The organism is Pseudomonas sp. KCJK8993, assembly GCF_046230915.1.
GTDB classification, from domain to species: Bacteria; Pseudomonadota; Gammaproteobacteria; order Pseudomonadales; family Pseudomonadaceae; genus Aquipseudomonas; species Aquipseudomonas piscis.
On the sequence record NZ_JBJJLO010000024.1, the window covers coordinates 49,253 to 66,182 of the forward strand.

The 16,930-nt window shown below is 63.5% G+C and carries 15 protein-coding genes; 5 read left to right on the top strand and 10 right to left on the bottom strand.

The genetic code is table 11. The features are described from left to right. Positions 1-43 precede the first annotated feature (43 nt). The gene (gene yccS / locus ACK6AU_RS10690; RefSeq protein WP_409299235.1) at positions 44-2,233 is read left to right on the top strand and encodes a YccS family putative transporter; all 2,190 of its coding nucleotides are present in this window, start codon (positions 44-46) and stop codon (positions 2,231-2,233) included. Between the two features lie 48 nt (positions 2,234-2,281). Here the strand turns inward: yccS and ACK6AU_RS10695 are convergent, their stop codons facing one another. Next, on the bottom strand, positions 2,282-3,019 hold the full coding sequence (locus tag ACK6AU_RS10695) for a substrate-binding periplasmic protein (RefSeq protein WP_409299237.1): 738 nt from the start codon (positions 3,017-3,019) through the stop codon (positions 2,282-2,284). A 268-nt stretch (positions 3,020-3,287) separates the two neighbouring features. Here ACK6AU_RS10695 and ACK6AU_RS10700 point away from each other — a divergent pair, with 268 nt between their 5' ends. Next, on the top strand, positions 3,288-3,740 hold the full coding sequence (locus tag ACK6AU_RS10700) for a GNAT family N-acetyltransferase (protein ID WP_185697107.1): 453 nt from the start codon (positions 3,288-3,290) through the stop codon (positions 3,738-3,740). Positions 3,741-3,743: 3 nt separating this feature from the next. On the opposite strand, the gene ACK6AU_RS10705 is transcribed toward ACK6AU_RS10700, so the two are convergent. From ACK6AU_RS10705 to ACK6AU_RS10715, 3 genes are read right to left on the bottom strand one after another with little or no spacing between them, the layout of a single operon-like run. Next, complete coding sequence (locus ACK6AU_RS10705; RefSeq protein WP_185697106.1) at positions 3,744-4,040, bottom strand: helix-turn-helix domain-containing protein; 297 nt, start codon at positions 4,038-4,040, stop codon at positions 3,744-3,746. A gap of 13 nt (positions 4,041-4,053) precedes the next feature. Next, the gene (locus ACK6AU_RS10710; RefSeq protein ID WP_185697105.1) at positions 4,054-4,566 is read right to left on the bottom strand and encodes a M48 family metallopeptidase; all 513 of its coding nucleotides are present in this window, start codon (positions 4,564-4,566) and stop codon (positions 4,054-4,056) included. Positions 4,567-4,610: 44 nt separating this feature from the next. Further along, on the bottom strand, positions 4,611-6,734 hold the full coding sequence (locus ACK6AU_RS10715) for a bifunctional diguanylate cyclase/phosphodiesterase (protein ID WP_185697104.1): 2,124 nt from the start codon (positions 6,732-6,734) through the stop codon (positions 4,611-4,613). A 319-nt stretch (positions 6,735-7,053) separates the two neighbouring features. On the opposite strand from ACK6AU_RS10715, the gene ACK6AU_RS10720 reads away from it, so the two are divergent. Further along, positions 7,054-7,725 carry a polysaccharide lyase family 7 protein gene (locus ACK6AU_RS10720; RefSeq protein ID WP_185697103.1) on the top strand — a complete coding sequence of 224 codons (672 nt, stop codon included), beginning with the start codon at positions 7,054-7,056 and terminating at the stop codon, positions 7,723-7,725. Positions 7,726-7,795: 70 nt separating this feature from the next. On the opposite strand, the gene fba is transcribed toward ACK6AU_RS10720, so the two are convergent. The 6 genes from fba to tkt form a co-directional block, all read right to left on the bottom strand. After that, the gene (gene fba / locus ACK6AU_RS10725; protein ID WP_409299241.1) at positions 7,796-8,851 is read right to left on the bottom strand and encodes a class II fructose-bisphosphate aldolase; all 1,056 of its coding nucleotides are present in this window, start codon (positions 8,849-8,851) and stop codon (positions 7,796-7,798) included. Positions 8,852-9,094: 243 nt separating this feature from the next. Next, complete coding sequence (locus ACK6AU_RS10730; protein WP_185697102.1) at positions 9,095-9,424, bottom strand: MliC family protein; 330 nt, start codon at positions 9,422-9,424, stop codon at positions 9,095-9,097. Positions 9,425-9,481: 57 nt separating this feature from the next. Further along, positions 9,482-9,703 (bottom strand): hypothetical protein, encoded by a 222-nt coding sequence (locus ACK6AU_RS10735; RefSeq protein ID WP_185697101.1) that lies wholly within the window; start codon positions 9,701-9,703, stop codon positions 9,482-9,484. A 32-nt stretch (positions 9,704-9,735) separates the two neighbouring features. Further along, complete coding sequence (locus tag ACK6AU_RS10740) at positions 9,736-10,899, bottom strand: phosphoglycerate kinase (RefSeq protein WP_185697100.1); 1,164 nt, start codon at positions 10,897-10,899, stop codon at positions 9,736-9,738. A gap of 17 nt (positions 10,900-10,916) precedes the next feature. After that, positions 10,917-11,981 (bottom strand): erythrose-4-phosphate dehydrogenase, encoded by a 1,065-nt coding sequence (gene epd / locus ACK6AU_RS10745; RefSeq protein WP_409299244.1) that lies wholly within the window; start codon positions 11,979-11,981, stop codon positions 10,917-10,919. A 111-nt stretch (positions 11,982-12,092) separates the two neighbouring features. Beyond that, a complete protein-coding gene (gene tkt, locus ACK6AU_RS10750) occupies positions 12,093-14,090 on the bottom strand; it encodes a transketolase (protein ID WP_409299246.1) in 1,998 nt (665 codons plus the stop codon). Between the two features lie 258 nt (positions 14,091-14,348). Between tkt and ACK6AU_RS10755 the strand changes: the two genes are divergently transcribed. Further along, positions 14,349-15,344, top strand: coding sequence for an ArsR/SmtB family transcription factor (locus ACK6AU_RS10755; RefSeq protein ID WP_409299248.1), 996 nt, complete (start codon positions 14,349-14,351; stop codon positions 15,342-15,344). 18 nt (positions 15,345-15,362) lie between these two features. Continuing rightward, positions 15,363-16,553, top strand: coding sequence for a methionine adenosyltransferase (gene metK, locus ACK6AU_RS10760; protein ID WP_409299250.1), 1,191 nt, complete (start codon positions 15,363-15,365; stop codon positions 16,551-16,553). Positions 16,554-16,930: the final 377 nt, after the last annotated feature.

A 16,930-nucleotide genomic window follows, 5' to 3' on the forward strand; every position in this document is an offset into this window, starting at 1 on the left:
TGGCTCAATTTAGCGGCATCGCCCGGAAGGCTCCTCCCAATCCATGCCATCGACTTCTTTTCGCCAGTCCCTGCGCCGCCTCTGGGCGCTGGATAAATTCAGCTACAGCGTGCGGGTATTCATCGCCCTGACCGGCAGCATGGCGCTGTGCTGGTACCGGGACGAGATGAGCCTGCTGATCCCGCTATTCCTCGGCGTCATCGCCAGCGCCCTGGCGGAAACCGACGACAGCTGGCAAGGCCGCCTCAACGCCCTGGCGGTGACGCTGGTGTGCTTCAGCATCGCCGCGCTGTCGGTGGAGTTGCTGTTCCCCTACCCCTGGATCTTCGCCATCGCCCTGGCCCTGGCCAGCTTCGGCCTGACCATGCTCGGCGCCCTGGGAGAACGCTATGGCGCCATCGCCTCGGCGACCCTGATCCTCTCGGTCTACACCATGATCGGCGTCGACCAGCGCGGCGGCGCAATGCTCGACTTCTGGCACGAGCCGCTGCTGCTGGTGGCCGGCGCCGCCTGGTACGGCCTGCTCTCGGTGCTGTGGCAGGCGATGTTCTCCAACCAGCCGGTGCAGCAGAGCCTGGCACGGCTGTTTCGCGAGCTGGGCTATTACCTCAAGCTCAAGGCCTCGTTGTTCGAACCGATCCGCCAGCTGGACGTGGAGGCCCGGCGCCTGGAACTTGCCCGACAAAACGGCAAGGTGGTAGCCGCCCTCAACAGCGCCAAGGAAATCATCCTGCACCGGGTCGGCAACGGTCGCCCGGGGTCGAAGGTCAGTCGTTACCTGAAGCTGTACTTCCTGGCCCAGGACATCCACGAACGCGCCAGTTCCTCGCACTATCCCTACAACGCCCTGGCCGACGCCTTCTTCCACAGCGACGTGCTGTTCCGCTGCCAGCGCCTGCTGCGCCAGCAGGGCAAGGCCTGCCGGGCCCTGGCGGAGTCGATCCAGATGCGCCAGCCGTTCGTCTACGACTCCGGGTTCGCCGAAGCCCTGAGCGACCTGCAAGCCTCGCTGGAACACCTGCGCATCCAGAGCAACCCGGCCTGGCGCGGGCTCTTGCGCTCGCTGCGGGCCCTGGCCGCCAACCTCGGCACCCTCGACCGGCTGCTCAGCGATGCCAGCAACCCCGACGCACTGGCCGATGCCACCGACAGCAGCCTGCTGGATCGCTCGCCGCGCAACCTCAAGGACGTCTGGACCCGCCTGCGCACCCAGCTGACACCCACTTCGCTGTTGTTCCGCCATGCCCTGCGCCTGCCCCTGGCGCTGAGTATCGGCTACGGCATGGTGCACCTGATCCACCCGTCCCAGGGCTACTGGATCATCCTCACCACGCTGTTCGTCTGCCAGCCCAACTACGGCGCTACCCGGCGCAAGCTGGGCCAGCGAATCATCGGCACGGCCATCGGCCTGACCATCGCCTGGGCGCTGTTCGACCTGTTCCCCAATCCGCTGGTGCAGTCGCTGTTCGCCATTGCCGCCGGCGTGGTGTTCTTCGCCAACCGCGCCACCCGCTACACCCTGGCCACCGCCGCCATCACCTTGATGGTGCTGTTCTGCTTCAACCAGGTGGGCGACGGCTACGGGCTGTTCCTGCCACGGTTGTTCGATACCCTGCTGGGCAGCCTGATCGCCGGGCTCGCGGTGTTCCTGTTCCTGCCGGACTGGCAGGGCCGGCGCCTGAACCAGGTGCTGGCCAACACCCTGGCGTGCAACAGCATCTACCTGCGCCAGATCATGCAGCAGTACGCCGCCGGCAAGAGCGACGACCTGGCCTACCGCCTGGCTCGGCGCAACGCCCACAACGCCGACGCGGCGCTGTCCACCACCCTGGCCAACATGCTCATGGAACCGGGGCACTTTCGTAAGGAAGCGGATGTGGGCTTCCGCTTCCTGGTGCTGTCCCACACCCTGCTCAGCTACCTCTCGGGCCTGGGCGCGCACCGTGGCACCCAACTGCCGGAAGAGGTGCGCGAACAGCTGATCGGCGGTGTCGGCAGCAGCCTGGCGGCCAGTATCGACGAGATCGCCCAGGGCCTGGCCAGCAGGACCCCGATCGCCATCCAGAGCGACGCCGAGGAAGCCCTGGCCAACGAGCTGGAACAGATGCCGGACGACATCGATGAAGAGCAGCGCCTGGTGCAGACCCAGCTGGGATTGATCTGCCGCCAGCTGGGTCCGTTGCGGACCCTGGCGGCCCACCTGATCAAAGGGACAGCACAGCCGCAAGCCTGAGGAGCACCCACAGCCTGGCCTGGCACTCGACGCTTGCCGCTGCCCCCTCTACATGCCGTGCTGGCGCAACAACCGGGCGTAGCTGCCATCGGCCTTCATGGCGGCGATCTCGCGATCGAACCTGGCGATGATCTGCGCATGTTCGGGGTTCTTCAGGCTCACCAGGATATGCAGGCTGTTCTCGCTCAAGGGCTTGGGCAGGAACTCCACCGCATTGCGCACCCGGGGCGACTCCCGGGCCAGGTAGTAGCGGGCGACGTATTCATCCTCCAGGGTCAGCTTGACCCGGTCCGCCGCCAGCATGCGCACGGCCATGGCGAAGTTGTGCACCGGCACCTTCTGCAAGTCCGAGTCGCTGTCGAATTCAGAGGAATAGGCGTAGCCGCGCACCACGGCAATCGGGTGCTCATGCAACTGCTTGAGGTTGTGGTACTCCAGGGGCGCGTCCTTGCGCTTGAGGAAGCGGATACGGTTGACCAGGTACTCGGCGGAGAACTGCCCCAGCCGGGTGCGTTCATCGTTGTACCAGGCGTTGACCAGCACGTCGTAGCGCCCCTCGCCGATTCCCAACAGGGCCCGGGCCCAGGGCACTTGCTCGAATTCACTGGCGTAGCCGGCGCGGGCCAAAGCGGTACTGACGATATCGGTGGCCACGCCGCCGTTGACCAGGGTCGCGTCGGTAAACGGGGGCCAGGCATCAGCGACCAGTCGCAGCTTCTCCGCAGAAGCGCCCTGGCCCAGCAACAGCAATCCGATCAAAGCCAGAGCCCGATGCAATCGCAGCATGCTTGAAGATCCTTAGCGGGCACAGTGCCCAGCGCGTTCCAGCCTACACTCGAGGGCCGATGCAGCGACCACCCAGGTCCTAACCTTAGCTCATCGCAGCCAATGCACAGGACTTGCAAAACAGATTACACAAAGAAGGGAAAAGCCAGTGAACGGAGTAATGGCATTTTGACCCATCTCACAGAAACAAACTCCATACATCTGCCAGCAAGACATCCTCTGGCGATGTGCTTAGTATTTCGCGCAGCTCTTTTCACAGGATAAAGAAATGACCGTCGAATGGGTCTGCAAACACCACACCGATCTGGGCAAGGAACAGCTCTACGCCATTTTACAGCTACGCACCGAAGTCTTCGTCGTGGAACAGAAATGCCCCTATCAGGAGGTCGACGGTCGTGACCTGGAAGGTGACACCTGCCACCTGATGGCCTGGGACGGCGACCGCCTGGTGGCCTACCTGCGCCTGCTGGACCCCATTTCCCAGGGCGGCGACGTGGTGATCGGCCGCGTGGTGATCGCCGAGCAGGCTCGCGGCAAGGGCCTGGGGCATACGCTGATGGAACAGGCCCTGAAACAGGCGCAGCGGCACTGGCCCGAAACGCCGATCTACCTCTCGGCCCAGGCCCACTTGCAGGCTTACTACGGCCGCTATGGGTTCAGCGTGGTGGGCGAGGAATACCTGGAAGACGACATTCCGCACATCGGCATGCGCCGCAGCTGAGACTCAGGGATAACCCAGCACGGCCTTGATCTGGCCCAGGTGGGGTTCGATCCAGGCCTTGTCGATGGCCCCCCAGCTGTGGATCCGGTAATGCCCGGCATGGTTGCGGGCGCCGTCCTGCTGCTGGAACTGGCAAACGATGTCCAGGTCGGCCAGGGCGGCGATGGTGTCCTGGGCGGTGCGCCGGGGCATGCCCGTGAGTTCGGTCAGCGCTGGCACGCTGTTGGCCTGGCCGCTGTCGATCAGGTACGCCACGTACAAGCGGCGGTAGAAACTGCTCTTGGTCTTGCTTACATCCATCGCCCACTCCTTGTTAGCCCATTGCGCCCGCCTTCGGCTGCAGGTCGCGCCAGGTGAGGTAGACCCGCAGGTCGAACTCCAGCTGGTGATAGCCCGGCAGCATGTGCTCGCAGAGCTTGTAGAACGCCTTGTTGTGGTCCGATTCCTTGAAGTGCGCCAACTCGTGGACCACGATCATGCGCAGGAACTCGGGCGCCGCCTCCTTGAACAGCGAGGCGATGCGGATTTCTTTCTTGGCCTTGAGCTTGCCCCCCTGCACCCGCGACACCGTGGTGTGCAGGCCCAGGGCGCGATGGGTCAGGTCCAGGCGGTTGTCGAACAGCACCTTGTCGATGGCCGGCGCGTTGCGCAGGTATTCCTGCTTCAGCTCCAGGGCATAGCTGTACAGGGCCTTGTCACTCTGTACGCCGTGCTTGTGGGGATAGCGCCGCTCCAGATACTCGCCCAGGCGATCTTCGTCGATCAGCTGGCGCACCTGCTCTTGCAGGGCGACTGGATAGGCCTGGAGGTACTTCAAGACGATCATGGGCAACGGCGACACCTGGAGCTAGGGTCGCCAGTTTAGCGAATTCAGGCCTGCAGCGCGCTCCAGTCGAAGGGCTGGACGAACTGGCTGGCGCTGCCGGAGGTCAAGGGTCGCGCCACCAGGAAACCCTGGACGTATTCGCAACCGTTGTCCTTGAGCCAATGGTATTGCTCGAGGGTCTCCACGCCTTCGGCGATCACCAGCAACCCGAATTGCTTGCACAGGTCGATCACGCAGCGGGCGATCGCAGCGTCCCGTGGTGAGGTCAGCAACCGGGCGATCAGGTGTCGGTCGAGCTTGAGGGTATCCAGTGGCAGGTCACGCAAGAAGGCCAGGCAGCAGCTACCCGAGCCGAAATCGTCGAGGGCCACGCGCACGCCCAGCTGGTGCAATTGCTGCAACTGCTTGCGGGTCTCTGCCAGGTTCTGGGTCAGCGCCGCTTCGGTGACCTCGACCTCCAGCTGGCGCGGTTGCAAGCCGTTGCGCAGCAGCACCTGGCGCAGCTCGGCCGAAAGATTGGGCATGCTGAACTGGGTCGCGCTGAGACTGACGCTCAGTACCAGGTCGGGGCTGAACACCTGCTCCCAATCCTTGCGCTGCGCAGCGCCCTGCTGGTAGATCCAACTGCCCAGGAGACTGATCAGCCGCGCCTCTTCCAGCAGCGGCAGGAACAGCCCCGGCGGTACATCGCCGACACTGGGATGGCGCCAGCGCAGCAGGGCTTCGAAACCACGCAGGCGACCATCGGCGATGGCCACCTGGGGCTGGTAGACCATGGTGAATTCCTTGCGTTCCACCGCACTGCGCACGCTTTCCTCGAGCATCAGCCGGGACCGCGCGCGCCCATTCATCTCGTGGTCGTAGTAGCGATATTGCTGGCGGCCGGCACGCTTGGCTTCGTACATGGCGATGTCCGCGGCCCGCAGCAGGCCATCCAGGTTGGAACCGCAGTCGGGGTAGATGGCGATGCCGATGCTGGCCCCCAGGACCACGTCCATGCCATCGATCTGCTGGGTGATGGACAGGCGTTCGATCAAGCGCTCGGCGACTTTCGCCGCCTGTTCGGGAAATCCCAGCTCCAGCAAGGCGGTGAACTCGTCGCCCCCCATGCGCCCGATGATGTCGAACGAGTGCAGGCCCTCCTTCAGCTGTTCCGAGACCCAGCGCAGTATCCGGTCGCCGGCGTCATGCCCGAGAGAGTCGTTGACCCGCTTGAAGCCGTCCAGGTCCAGGTACAGCAGGACCAGGGACTTTCCCGGGCGGTCGCTGCGCAACAGGATGCTCTCCACTGTCTGGTAGAAACCTCGGCGATTGAGCAGTCCGGTCAAGGGGTCGGTGACGGCCTGGTATTCCAGCTGCTGGTGCAGGTGCCGTACCTCGGACATGTCCAGCAGGGTCACCACCATGGCCTTCTGCTCGCTCGGCAGCGGGGCGCAGGACAACGCCACGCTGATCTGCTGGCCGGGAGCGGTGCGCAGCAGGGCATCATGCAGGCGGAAGATCTCGCCCCGACGATAACTGGCGTACAACTCGGACACATGCCAGTCCGGGACATGGGGTTTTTGCAGATAGTCGAGAAAGGCCGAGCCCTCCAGCTCCTTCGCCTGGGCATTGAGCAACCGCGACACCGCGGGATTGGCGAAGCGTATCCGCCCCTCCTCGTCCACCACCAGGATGCCCTCGGCGGCATTGTCCAGTACCGAGGCGTTGAAGGCCCGGGCCTGTTCCAGGTCATGACTCAGATGCTGCAAGGCCCGACGGTTGCGCTGGTGCTCCAGCAACGCCTGGACCTTGGGTTTGAGAATCTGCGGGTCGAAGGGCTTGAACAGGTAGTCCACCGCGCCATTGGCATAGCCCTTGATCACGGCATCCTGGGATTGCTCGTTGGCGGTGAGAAAGATGATCGGCGTCAGGCGTGTGCGCTGGCTACCGCGCATCAGGCGGGCCACTTCGAAACCATCCATGCCCGGCATCTGCACGTCGAGCAGGACCAGATCCACCTCATGCTCCAGTAACAGACTGAGGGCCTCGACACCCGAGGCGGCGGTCATTACCCGCCAATCCTGGCGCTGCAACAGCGCGCGCATGCTCAGGAGGTTCTCGGGGTAGTCATCGACGATCAGAAGAGTGGAGTGGCCCTCGGCGGTCTCCGGTTGCACGCATTCCATGCTGCTTCTCTTGTCTGTAATGAGACTGAACTGGTGAAAAAAACCTGACAAAGACTGAGGTTTCACTCTAGCCCCGGATATTCAAAAGCAGAAGCTGTCGTGGAGCCATCACTCCGCCAATGGCCCCTGCTCCCGACTAACGGTCACAGTTCTGCCGCATTGCAATTCATGAATATGGCACCTGGAGATTTCACTGGCGTCATTTTTCCGCCGTACGGCGCTTGCCGGAACATCCTTGCGAAGGCTAAAAAAACGCCCGAGAAGCGCGGCCTGGAGCCTTCGCCCAGCTGCGCCCGGTACACTTTTGCGGAACCGTCCCATGATCGACCTGGCAACCTGGAACCTCAGCGTTCCCGTCGGCAGCCCGCCGGCCACCATCGATACTCCGACCTTGGTCAAGGGCTTCAAGAACCAGTACTTCCATGCCGATTCCGGCACCTTGTTCTTCTGGTCGCCAGTCACCGGCTCGAAGACCGAGAACGCCATCTATCCACGCACCGAGCTGCGCGAGACCTATGCCAACGGCACCCTGCGCAACTGGACCTACCCCGAAGCCGACAACCTGCTTCAAGCCACCCTGGCGGTGAACCAGGTGCCCTCCTCGGGCAAGATCGTCATCGGCCAGATCCATGCGTACAACAGCACCCGGCCGCTGGTGAAGCTGGAATACCAGTACAAGGCCAGTCAGGGCCGCGGCAACATCGTGGCCAAGGTGCGCATGCGCCCTGACGACACCCGCTCCCGGGTCATCGACATCGCCGAGAACGTGCCCATGGACCGGCGGTTCTCCTACCTGATCCACCTGAGCCCGGGCGGCGTCCTGGGCATCAGCGCCGCCGGCTATCGCTGGGATACCCAGCTGGGCGCCGCCTGGCGTGACAAACCGCTGTACTTCAAGGCGGGGGTCTATGTGCAGGACAACAGCGGCTACACCAGCGAAGGTGGCAAGGTGACCTTCTCCAAGCTGGACATCGACCACAACAAGCGCTGAGCCGGCACACAGGCATGAAAAAGCCCGCATCGCTGCGGGCTTTTTCGTAGACGACCGAGGCTTAGTTGACCTAGGCGTTCAGCTCACCCTTGAGGTAGCGCTGGAACATGCCTTCCAGTGAGATCGGCTTGATCTTCGAGGCATTCCCGGCGGTGCCGAAGGCTTCGTAGCGAGCGATGCACACGTCGCGCATGGCAGTCACGGTGGCGCCGAAGAACTTGCGTGGGTCGAACTCGCTCGGGTTGGTGGCCATCAGGCGGCGCATGGCACCGGTGGACGCCAGGCGCAGGTCGGTGTCGATGTTGACCTTGCGCACGCCGTGCTTGATGCCTTCGACGATCTCCTCGACCGGCACGCCGTAGGTTTCCTTGATGTCGCCACCGTACTGGTTGATGATCGCCAGCCACTCTTGCGGGACCGAGGAAGAACCGTGCATCACCAGGTGGGTGTTGGGGATGCGCTTGTGGATTTCCTTGATGCGGTCGATGGCCAGCACGTCGCCGGTAGGCGGCTTGGTGAATTTGTAGGCACCGTGGCTGGTACCGATGGCGATGGCCAGGGCGTCGACCTGGGTCTTCTTGACGAAGTCGGCGGCTTCTTCCGGATCGGTCAGCATCTGGCTGTGGTCCAGCACGCCTTCGGCGCCAATACCGTCTTCTTCACCGGCCATGCCGGTTTCCAGGGAACCCAGGCAGCCCAGCTCGCCCTCTACCGATACGCCACAGGCGTGGGCCATGGCCACGGTCTGCTGGGTCACGCGGACGTTGTACTCGTAGTCGGTCGGGGTCTTGCCGTCTTCACCCAAAGAACCGTCCATCATCACCGAGCTGAAGCCCAGCTGGATCGAGCGCTGGCAGACGTCGGGGCTGGTGCCGTGGTCCTGGTGCATGCACACCGGGATGTGCGGGAACTCTTCGATGGCGGCCAGGATCAGGTGGCGCAGGAACGGGGCGCCAGCGTATTTGCGGGCACCGGCGGAAGCCTGGACGATCACCGGGGAGTCAGTCTTGTCAGCGGCTTCCATGATGGCGCGCATCTGCTCAAGGTTGTTGACGTTGAAGGCTGGAACGCCATAGCCGAACTCGGCTGCGTGGTCCAGCATCTGGCGCATGCTGATGAGTGCCATTGTGTGTCTCTCTCCCGGTCGAGGGTCGTTAATCGTGCAAGCCTGCCGTAGCGGCGACTGCTATTCAAGTGATTGCAGATCGGGGGTCAGCCCGGCCTGCGGATTCGTTGCTTCATCAATTTCAAGAACCCTGCATCCCTGTGGGAGCGAGGCTTGCCCGCGATAGCCATCGGCCTGGCGACATCCATGATCAATGTCCGGGTATCACCGCGAGTTCCTACAGGTTCAGCATCGGTTCCCGGCCTACGGCGCTTTACAGCCGCGGCCGATCAGGTCGTTGGTGGCGACCCAGTAGACCAGGCCTTCCTCCCCCTTGAGGTGAAACGCCAGCATGTCGTCGCTGTACAACGACCCCGAACCGCTAGGCTCGAGTTTCAGGCGGCGTACCTGGTCGTCGCCTCCCAGTCGCACGTCGACGGCCTTGCGGCTGTCGTCGGTGTAGCGCCAGAGCACCTGGGCCTGGCTGTCGCAGACCCAGGTACTCCAGTCGTCGGTGCTCGGCGACTTGAGCAAGTGCAGGTCGGCGCATCCGCCAAGCAGCCCCAGCGTCGCCACGGCGATCAAAGCTTTCATCGATGTTCCTCGGCCGGACCCCAAGGCCCGGCACGTCGAGTTATCCAATCTGACCCGTCAAGGGCAACCCTGTTCCCTGGCCTTTGACGGAGTCTCGTATTTCTCCAAGCCTTCGGGCCCCAGGCGCTTGTTGATCACCGGTGCCGTCTCGGCCTGCCAGTCGGCCTGGTAGCAACCTTGCCCCGGCTTCTGCGCGGCATCCGCGGGTTGGCCCGTGGAAGTGCCGGAGCACCCCGCGAGCCAGGCTGTGGCAAGCAGCAATGGCAACGTCTTGACCATCAGAACACTCCTTTGCCCGGCCAATGGCAATCTCAGGCCTTGGCCCGGGCTTCCAGGACTTCGACCGCCGGCAGCACCTTGCCCTCGACGAACTCGAGGAAAGCGCCACCACCGGTGGAAATGTAGGAGATCTGCTGGGCCACGCCATACTTGTCGATGGCCGCCAGGGTGTCGCCACCGCCAGCGATGGAGAACGCCGTGCTATCGGCGATGGCCTGGGCCAGGACCTTGGTGCCGTTGCCGAACTGGTCGAACTCGAACACACCCACCGGACCGTTCCAGAGGATGGTCTTGGACGACTTGAGCAGTTGGGCGAATTGCGCAGCGGTTTGCGGGCCGATGTCCAGGATCATGTCGTCGGCCGCCACGTCGGCGATCGCCTTGACCGTGGCCGCGGCGCTCTCGGCGAACTCCTTGGCCACCACCACGTCCACTGGCAGCGGCACGCTGACCTTGGCGGCGATGGCACGGGCGGTGTCCAGCAGGTCCGGCTCGTACAGAGACTTGCCCACCGGATGGCCGGCAGCGGCCAGGAAGGTATTGGCGATGCCGCCACCGACGATCAGCTGGTCGCAAACCTGGCTCAGGCTGTTGAGCACGTCCAGCTTGGTGGACACCTTGGAGCCGGCGACGATCGCCGCCATCGGCTTGGCCGGGGTGTCCAGGGCCTTGCCCAGGGCGTCCAGCTCGGCCGCCAGCAGCGGGCCTGCCGCCGCCACCTTGGCGAACTTGGCCACGCCGTGGGTCGAACCCTCGGCCCGGTGGGCGGTACCGAAGGCATCCATCACGAACACGTCGCACAGGGCGGCGTATTGCTGGGCCAGTTCATCGGCGTTCTTTTTCTCGCCCTTGTTGAAGCGCACGTTCTCGAACAGCACGACGTCGCCGGCCTTGACCTCGACACCACCCAGGTAGTCGGTCACCAGCGGCACTTCGCGGCCCAGGGCGCGGCTCAGGTAGTCGGCCACCGGCTTGAGGCTGTTCTCGGCCGAGAACTCGCCTTCGGTCGGGCGGCCCAGGTGCGAGCAGACCATCACCGCCGCGCCTTTTTCCAAGGCCAGCTTGATGGTCGGCAGCGAAGCCAGGATCCGCGCGTCGCTGGTGACTACACCGTCCTTGACTGGGACGTTGAGGTCTTCGCGGATCAGCACGCGCTTACCTTGCAGATCGAGGTCGGTCATCTTCAACACGGTCATGGGTCGCAATTCCTGGGTTACTGAATATTAGAAGCAGGGAGTGGAGTGGCTGTTTGCAGGTAATGGCCGGCAACGTCCAGCATCCGGTTGGCAAAGCCCCATTCGTTGTCGAACCAGGCCAGGATGTTCACCAGCCGGGGGCCGGAAACGCGGGTCTGACTGGCATCGACGATCGCCGAATGGGGGTCATGGTTGAAATCGCAGCTGGCGTGCGGCAATTCGGTATAGGCCAAGAGGCCCTTGAGCGGGCCGCTGGTGGCAGCCTCGCGCAGGATCCGGTTGACCTCGGCGGCATCGGTGTCGCTGACCGTCTGCAGGGTGATATCCAGGCAGGACACGTTGACCGTCGGCACCCGTACCGCTTTGGCCTGGATTCGCCCGGCAAGTTCCGGCAGCAGGCGCTCGATGCCCCGGGCCAGGCCGGTGGATACCGGGATTACCGACTGGAACGCCGAGCGGGTGCGGCGCAGGTCCTCGTGGTGATAGGCATCGATCACCGGCTGGTCGTTCATCGCCGAGTGGATCGTGGTGATGGACACGTACTCCAGGCCGATGGCCTGGTCCAGCAGGCGCAGCAAGGGCACGCCGCAGTTGGTGGTGCAAGACGCGTTGGACACCAGCAGCTCGTCGCCGCTCAGGCAATCCTGGTTCACCCCGTAGACGATGGTGGCGTCGACATCCGCCTCGCTGGCCATCGGCTGGGAGAACAACACCCGCGGCGCGCCGGCAGCGAGGAAGCGCTGGCCGTCCTCGCGGGTGTGGTAGGCACCGGAGCATTCCAGCACCAGGTCGATGTCCAGGGCTGCCCAGTCGATGCCTTCGGGAGTGGCACTGCGCAACACCTTCACGCAGTTGCCGTTGATATGCAGACAATCGCCATCGACGGTCACCTCGCCGGGAAACCGGCCGTGGGTGGAGTCGAAGCGTGTCAGGTATTCGACGCTGGCCATGTCGGCCAGGTCGTTGATGGCCACGATCTCGAACCCGGCCGCAGCCCCTCGCTCGAACAGAGCACGCAAGACGCAACGACCAATCCGGCCGTAGCCGTTGAGTGCAACTTTATAAGGACGCGGTTGGGACATGGGGTTCTCGATCAGGCACGGCAGACGAACTTGTTATATGCACTCGCAAGCGGGGGCCGGTAAACCAGCCCCCGCTTGCGACTGTGGTGGACAGGCCACCACGTGCTTTTCTCAGTCTTCCAGCAGCTCTTCGGCCTGGCCCAGGATGTTGTCCAGGGTGAAGCCGAATTCTTCGAAGAGTGCCGATGCAGGCGCCGACTCACCGTAGGTGGTCATGCCGATCACGCGGCCTTCCAGGCCCACGTACTTGTACCAGAAGTCGGCATGGGCAGCTTCGATGGCAATCCGCGCACCGACCTGCAACGGCAGGACCGACTGCTTGTAGCCAGCATCCTGGGCATCGAACACGCTGGTGCACGGCATGGATACCACACGCACCTTGCGGCCTTGCTCGGTCAGCTTGTCGAAAGCCTGCACCGCCAGGCCCACTTCCGAACCGGTGGCGATCAGGATCAGCTCAGGCTCGCCCGAGCAATCCTTGAGCACATAGCCACCGCGGCCGATGGCGGCGATCTGCGCGGCATCGCGGGTCTGGTGCTGCAGGTTCTGGCGCGAGAAGATCAGCGCCGATGGGCCGTCCTTGCGCTCCAGTGCGTACTTCCAGGACACCGCCGATTCCACGGCGTCGGCTGGACGCCAGGTGTCGAGGTTCGGCGTGCTGCGCAGGCTGGTCAGTTGCTCGATCGGCTGGTGGGTCGGGCCGTCTTCGCCCAGGCCGATGGAGTCGTGGGTATAGACGTGGATGACGCGTTGCTTCATCAGGGCCGACATGCGCACCGCGTTGCGGGCGTATTCCATGAACATCAGGAAGGTCGCGCCGTAAGGCACCAGGCCACCGTGCAGGGCCACGCCGTTCATGATGGCGGTCATGCCGAACTCGCGCACGCCGTAATACATGTAGTTGCCGCTGGCGTCTTCTGCGCTGACGCCCTTGCAGCCTTTCCACAGGGTCAGGTTGGAACCGGCCAGGTCCGCCGAACCGCCGAGGAACTCAGGCAACAATGGACCGAAGGCGTTCAGGGTGTTCTGGCTGGCCTTGCGGCTGGCGATGGTCTCGCCCTTGGCCGCCACTTCGGCGATGTAGGCGTCGGCCTTGGCGGCGAAGTCCGCCGGCAGGTCACCGGCCAGGCGCCGTACCAGTTCGTTGGCTTCGGTCGGGAAAGCTGCGGAGTAAGCGGCAAAACGCTGGTCCCAATCGGCTTCGACAGCGCGGCCGGCTTCCTTGGCATCCCACTCGGCATAGATGTCGGCAGGGATTTCGAACGGACCGTGCTTCCACTTCAGGGCTTCGCGGGTCAGGGCGATTTCCTCGGCGCCCAGTGGTGCGCCGTGGCAGTCTTCCTTGCCCTGCTTGTTCGGCGAACCGAAGCCGATGGTGGTCTTGCAGCAGATCAGGGTTGGCAGCGGGCTCTTGCGCGCGGTCTCGATGGCGGTCTTGATCTCTTCCGGATCGTGGCCGTCGACGTTGCGGATCACTTGCCAGTTGTAGGCTTCGAAGCGCTTGGGCGTGTCGTCGGTGAACCAGCCTTCGACTTCACCGTCGATGGAGATGCCGTTGTCATCGTAGAAGGCGATCAGCTTGCCCAGGCCCAGGGTGCCGGCCAGGGACGCGACTTCATGGGAAATGCCTTCCATCATGCAGCCATCGCCCAGGAACACATAGGTGTGGTGATCGACGATGTTGTGGCCGGGACGGTTGAACTGCGCCGCCAGGACTTTTTCCGCCAGGGCGAAACCCACGGCATTGGCCAGGCCCTGGCCCAGCGGGCCGGTGGTGGTTTCCACACCCGGGGTGTAGCCGAATTCCGGGTGGCCCGGGGTACGGCTGTGCAGTTGGCGGAAGTTCTTCAGGTCGTCGATCGACAGATCGTAGCCGGTCAGGTGCAGCAGCGAGTAGATCAGCATCGAGCCATGACCGTTGGATAGCACGAAGCGGTCACGGTCGGCGAAGGACGGATTGCTCGGGTTGTGCTTGAGGTAGTCACGCCAAAGTACTTCGGCGATATCCGCCATACCCATGGGGGCACCCGGATGGCCGCTGTTGGCTTTTTGCACGGCATCCATGCTGAGGGCACGAATGGCGTTGGCACGCTCACGACGGCTTGGCATCGCTGATCTCCTGAAGATTGGACAAAACAAAACGGAAAAAAGGCCTGCATTTTCCCTCAGGCGTCTGGCGGGGGCAATGACAGATAGTCACTCAAGCACGTTTTTCCTACGGCTAACCACTCAATCGACCAGGCAAACCCCGACACCGTTCCCCATCCTGGTTGACGACAGCCTTGACTCAAGCCCAGCCCAGCCAATATCAAAACTTTTTGATATTGGCCTTGCAGGCTGTTTGAGCCATCACTAGACTGCGTTCCCATGAACCTGCACGCCTCTACCATCCGCCATGACGATTGCGACGAACTGGCCGCCCTGTGCAAGGCCGGCGGCGATCCGTTGCGGCTGAACGTATTGCGTGCCCTGAGCAACGATTCCTTCGGCGTGCTGGAGTTGGCGCAGATCTTCGCCATTGGCCAGTCGGGCATGAGCCATCACCTGAAGGTCCTGGCCCAGGCCGGGCTGGTGGCCACGCGTCGCGAAGGCAATGCGATCTTCTACCGCCGCGCCCTGCCCCACACCGAGCTGCTGGGTGGCAAGTTGCATGCATCGCTGCTGGACGAGGTCGACCAATTGCCCTTGCCAGTCGAAGTCCAGTCGCGAATCGGCCTGGTCCATGGGCAACGGGCCGCAGCCAGCGAAGACTTCTTTTCCCGGGTGGCGGATAAATTCCGCGCCCAGCAGGACCTGATCGCAGGACTGGCGCAGTACCGCGAAAGTGTCCTGGCGCTATTGGACAAGTTGAGCTTCAAGCCAGAAGCCACGGCCATCGAGGTCGGCCCCGGCGACGGTGGATTCCTCCCCGAGCTGGCCCGGCGCTTTGCCCAAGTGACAGCACTGGACAACAGCCCGGCGATGCTGGAGCTGGCACGCCAGTTGTGCGAACGCGAAGCACTGGCTAACGTCAGCCTGCAACTGGCCGATGCACTGAAGGGCTTGCCACTCAAGGCCGACTGCGTGGTGCTGAACATGGTCCTGCACCATTTCGCGGCGCCAGCCGAGGCACTCAAGCAGATGGCGCAATTGCTGCAAGCAGGCGGTAGCCTGCTGGTGACAGACTTGTGCAGCCATAACCAGAGCTGGGCCAAAGAAGCCTGCGGTGATCTCTGGCTAGGGTTCGAACAAGATGATCTGGCCCGTTGGGCCACCGCTGCGGGACTGACTCCCGGGGAAAGCCTCTATGTGGGCTTACGTAATGGTTTCCAGATCCAGGTCCGCCATTTTCAGCGACCGGCTGGCGACACTCACCATCGGTAAATTTAGGAAACCGTCGAGATGAGCGAATACTCCCTTTTCACCTCCGAGTCCGTGTCCGAAGGGCATCCGGATAAAATCGCTGACCAGATTTCCGATGCGGTGCTGGACGCCATCATCGCCCAGGACAAGCACGCCCGCGTAGCGGTTGAAACCCTGGTCAAGACCGGTGTCGCCATCGTCGCCGGGGAAGTCACCACCAGCGCCTGGGTCGACCTGGAGCAGATCGTTCGCGACGTGATCTGCGACATCGGCTACACCAGCTCCGACGTCGGCTTCGACGGCGCCACCTGCGGCGTGATGAACATCATTGGCAAGCAGTCCCCTGATATCAACCAGGGTGTCGACCGCGCCAAGCCAGAAGACCAGGGCGCTGGCGACCAGGGCCTGATGTTCGGCTATGCCAGCAATGAAACCGCGGCGCTGATGCCTGCACCGATCGCGTTCTCCCACCAACTGGTCCAGCGCCAGGCCGAAGCCCGCAAATCGGGCCTGCTGCCATGGCTGCGCCCGGACGCCAAGTCCCAGGTCACCTGCCGCTACGAGAACGGCATCGTGGTCGGTATCGACGCGGTGGTGCTGTCGACCCAGCACAACCCGGAAGTGTCCTATAACGACCTGCGCGAAGGCGTGATGGAGCTGATCGTCAAGCATGTGCTGCCAGCCGAGCTGCTGCACAAGGACACCCAGTTCCACATCAACCCGACCGGCCAGTTCATCATCGGCGGCCCAGTGGGCGACTGCGGCTTGACCGGCCGCAAGATCATCGTCGACAGCTACGGCGGCATGGCTCGCCACGGTGGTGGCGCGTTCTCCGGCAAGGACCCATCCAAGGTCGACCGTTCGGCAGCCTACGCCGGTCGCTACGTGGCCAAGAACATCGTCGCCGCCGGCCTGGCCGAGCGCTGCGAGATCCAGGTGTCCTACGCCATCGGCGTCGCCCAGCCGACTTCGATCTCGCTGAACACCTTCGGCACCGGCAAGATCAGCGATGACAAGATCATCAAGCTGGTACGCGAGCACTTCGACCTGCGTCCATACGCGATCACCACCATGCTCGACCTGCTGCACCCGATCTACCAGGACACCGCAGCCTACGGCCACTTCGGCCGTACTCCGGAAACCAAGACCGTGGGTGAAGACACCTTCTCCACCTTCACCTGGGAAAAAACCGACCGCGCCGAAGCCCTGCGCGCCGCCGCCGGCCTGTAAGCCTTCCCGCGTCACCAAGGCCCCGCCCGGCTATGCCGGCGGGGCTTTTTGTACCCGCAGATTTCTCCCTCCCGCCTCCATATTCCCTGCCTTACAGCCGCAGTCGCCGCTCGTGGCGCCTGCCGGGCCGACCGGGAAACAACCGGCAAACACCTGCCACACCCGTCCCACATCACCGCGCCTAACCTTTGAGCATGACCTTTCCGGGCAAGGACGCTCGCCATGCTGCCAAGACTGCTCCTGCTGTCGATCTTCATCCCACTGTCGGCCCAGGCCCATTGCCCGGACTGGCCGGCAACCCAGGCCGACGTGGAGATCACTACCCTGCACCAACAGCTCCAGCGCTGGGATACCAGCTATCACCGGGACGGCCAGGC

Coding starts and splice junctions, on each gene's coding strand:
- yccS (WP_409299235.1), top strand. CDS start 44: ATGCCATCGACTTCTTTTCGCCAGTCCCTGCGCCGCCTCTGGGCGCTG.
- ACK6AU_RS10695 (WP_409299237.1), bottom strand. CDS start 3,019: ATGCTGCGATTGCATCGGGCTCTGGCTTTGATCGGATTGCTGTTGCTG.
- ACK6AU_RS10700 (WP_185697107.1), top strand. CDS start 3,288: ATGACCGTCGAATGGGTCTGCAAACACCACACCGATCTGGGCAAGGAA.
- ACK6AU_RS10705 (WP_185697106.1), bottom strand. CDS start 4,040: ATGGATGTAAGCAAGACCAAGAGCAGTTTCTACCGCCGCTTGTACGTG.
- ACK6AU_RS10710 (WP_185697105.1), bottom strand. CDS start 4,566: ATGATCGTCTTGAAGTACCTCCAGGCCTATCCAGTCGCCCTGCAAGAG.
- ACK6AU_RS10715 (WP_185697104.1), bottom strand. CDS start 6,734: ATGGAATGCGTGCAACCGGAGACCGCCGAGGGCCACTCCACTCTTCTG.
- ACK6AU_RS10720 (WP_185697103.1), top strand. CDS start 7,054: ATGATCGACCTGGCAACCTGGAACCTCAGCGTTCCCGTCGGCAGCCCG.
- fba (WP_409299241.1), bottom strand. CDS start 8,851: ATGGCACTCATCAGCATGCGCCAGATGCTGGACCACGCAGCCGAGTTC.
- ACK6AU_RS10730 (WP_185697102.1), bottom strand. CDS start 9,424: ATGAAAGCTTTGATCGCCGTGGCGACGCTGGGGCTGCTTGGCGGATGC.
- ACK6AU_RS10735 (WP_185697101.1), bottom strand. CDS start 9,703: ATGGTCAAGACGTTGCCATTGCTGCTTGCCACAGCCTGGCTCGCGGGG.
- ACK6AU_RS10740 (WP_185697100.1), bottom strand. CDS start 10,899: ATGACCGTGTTGAAGATGACCGACCTCGATCTGCAAGGTAAGCGCGTG.
- epd (WP_409299244.1), bottom strand. CDS start 11,981: ATGTCCCAACCGCGTCCTTATAAAGTTGCACTCAACGGCTACGGCCGG.
- tkt (WP_409299246.1), bottom strand. CDS start 14,090: ATGCCAAGCCGTCGTGAGCGTGCCAACGCCATTCGTGCCCTCAGCATG.
- ACK6AU_RS10755 (WP_409299248.1), top strand. CDS start 14,349: ATGAACCTGCACGCCTCTACCATCCGCCATGACGATTGCGACGAACTG.
- metK (WP_409299250.1), top strand. CDS start 15,363: ATGAGCGAATACTCCCTTTTCACCTCCGAGTCCGTGTCCGAAGGGCAT.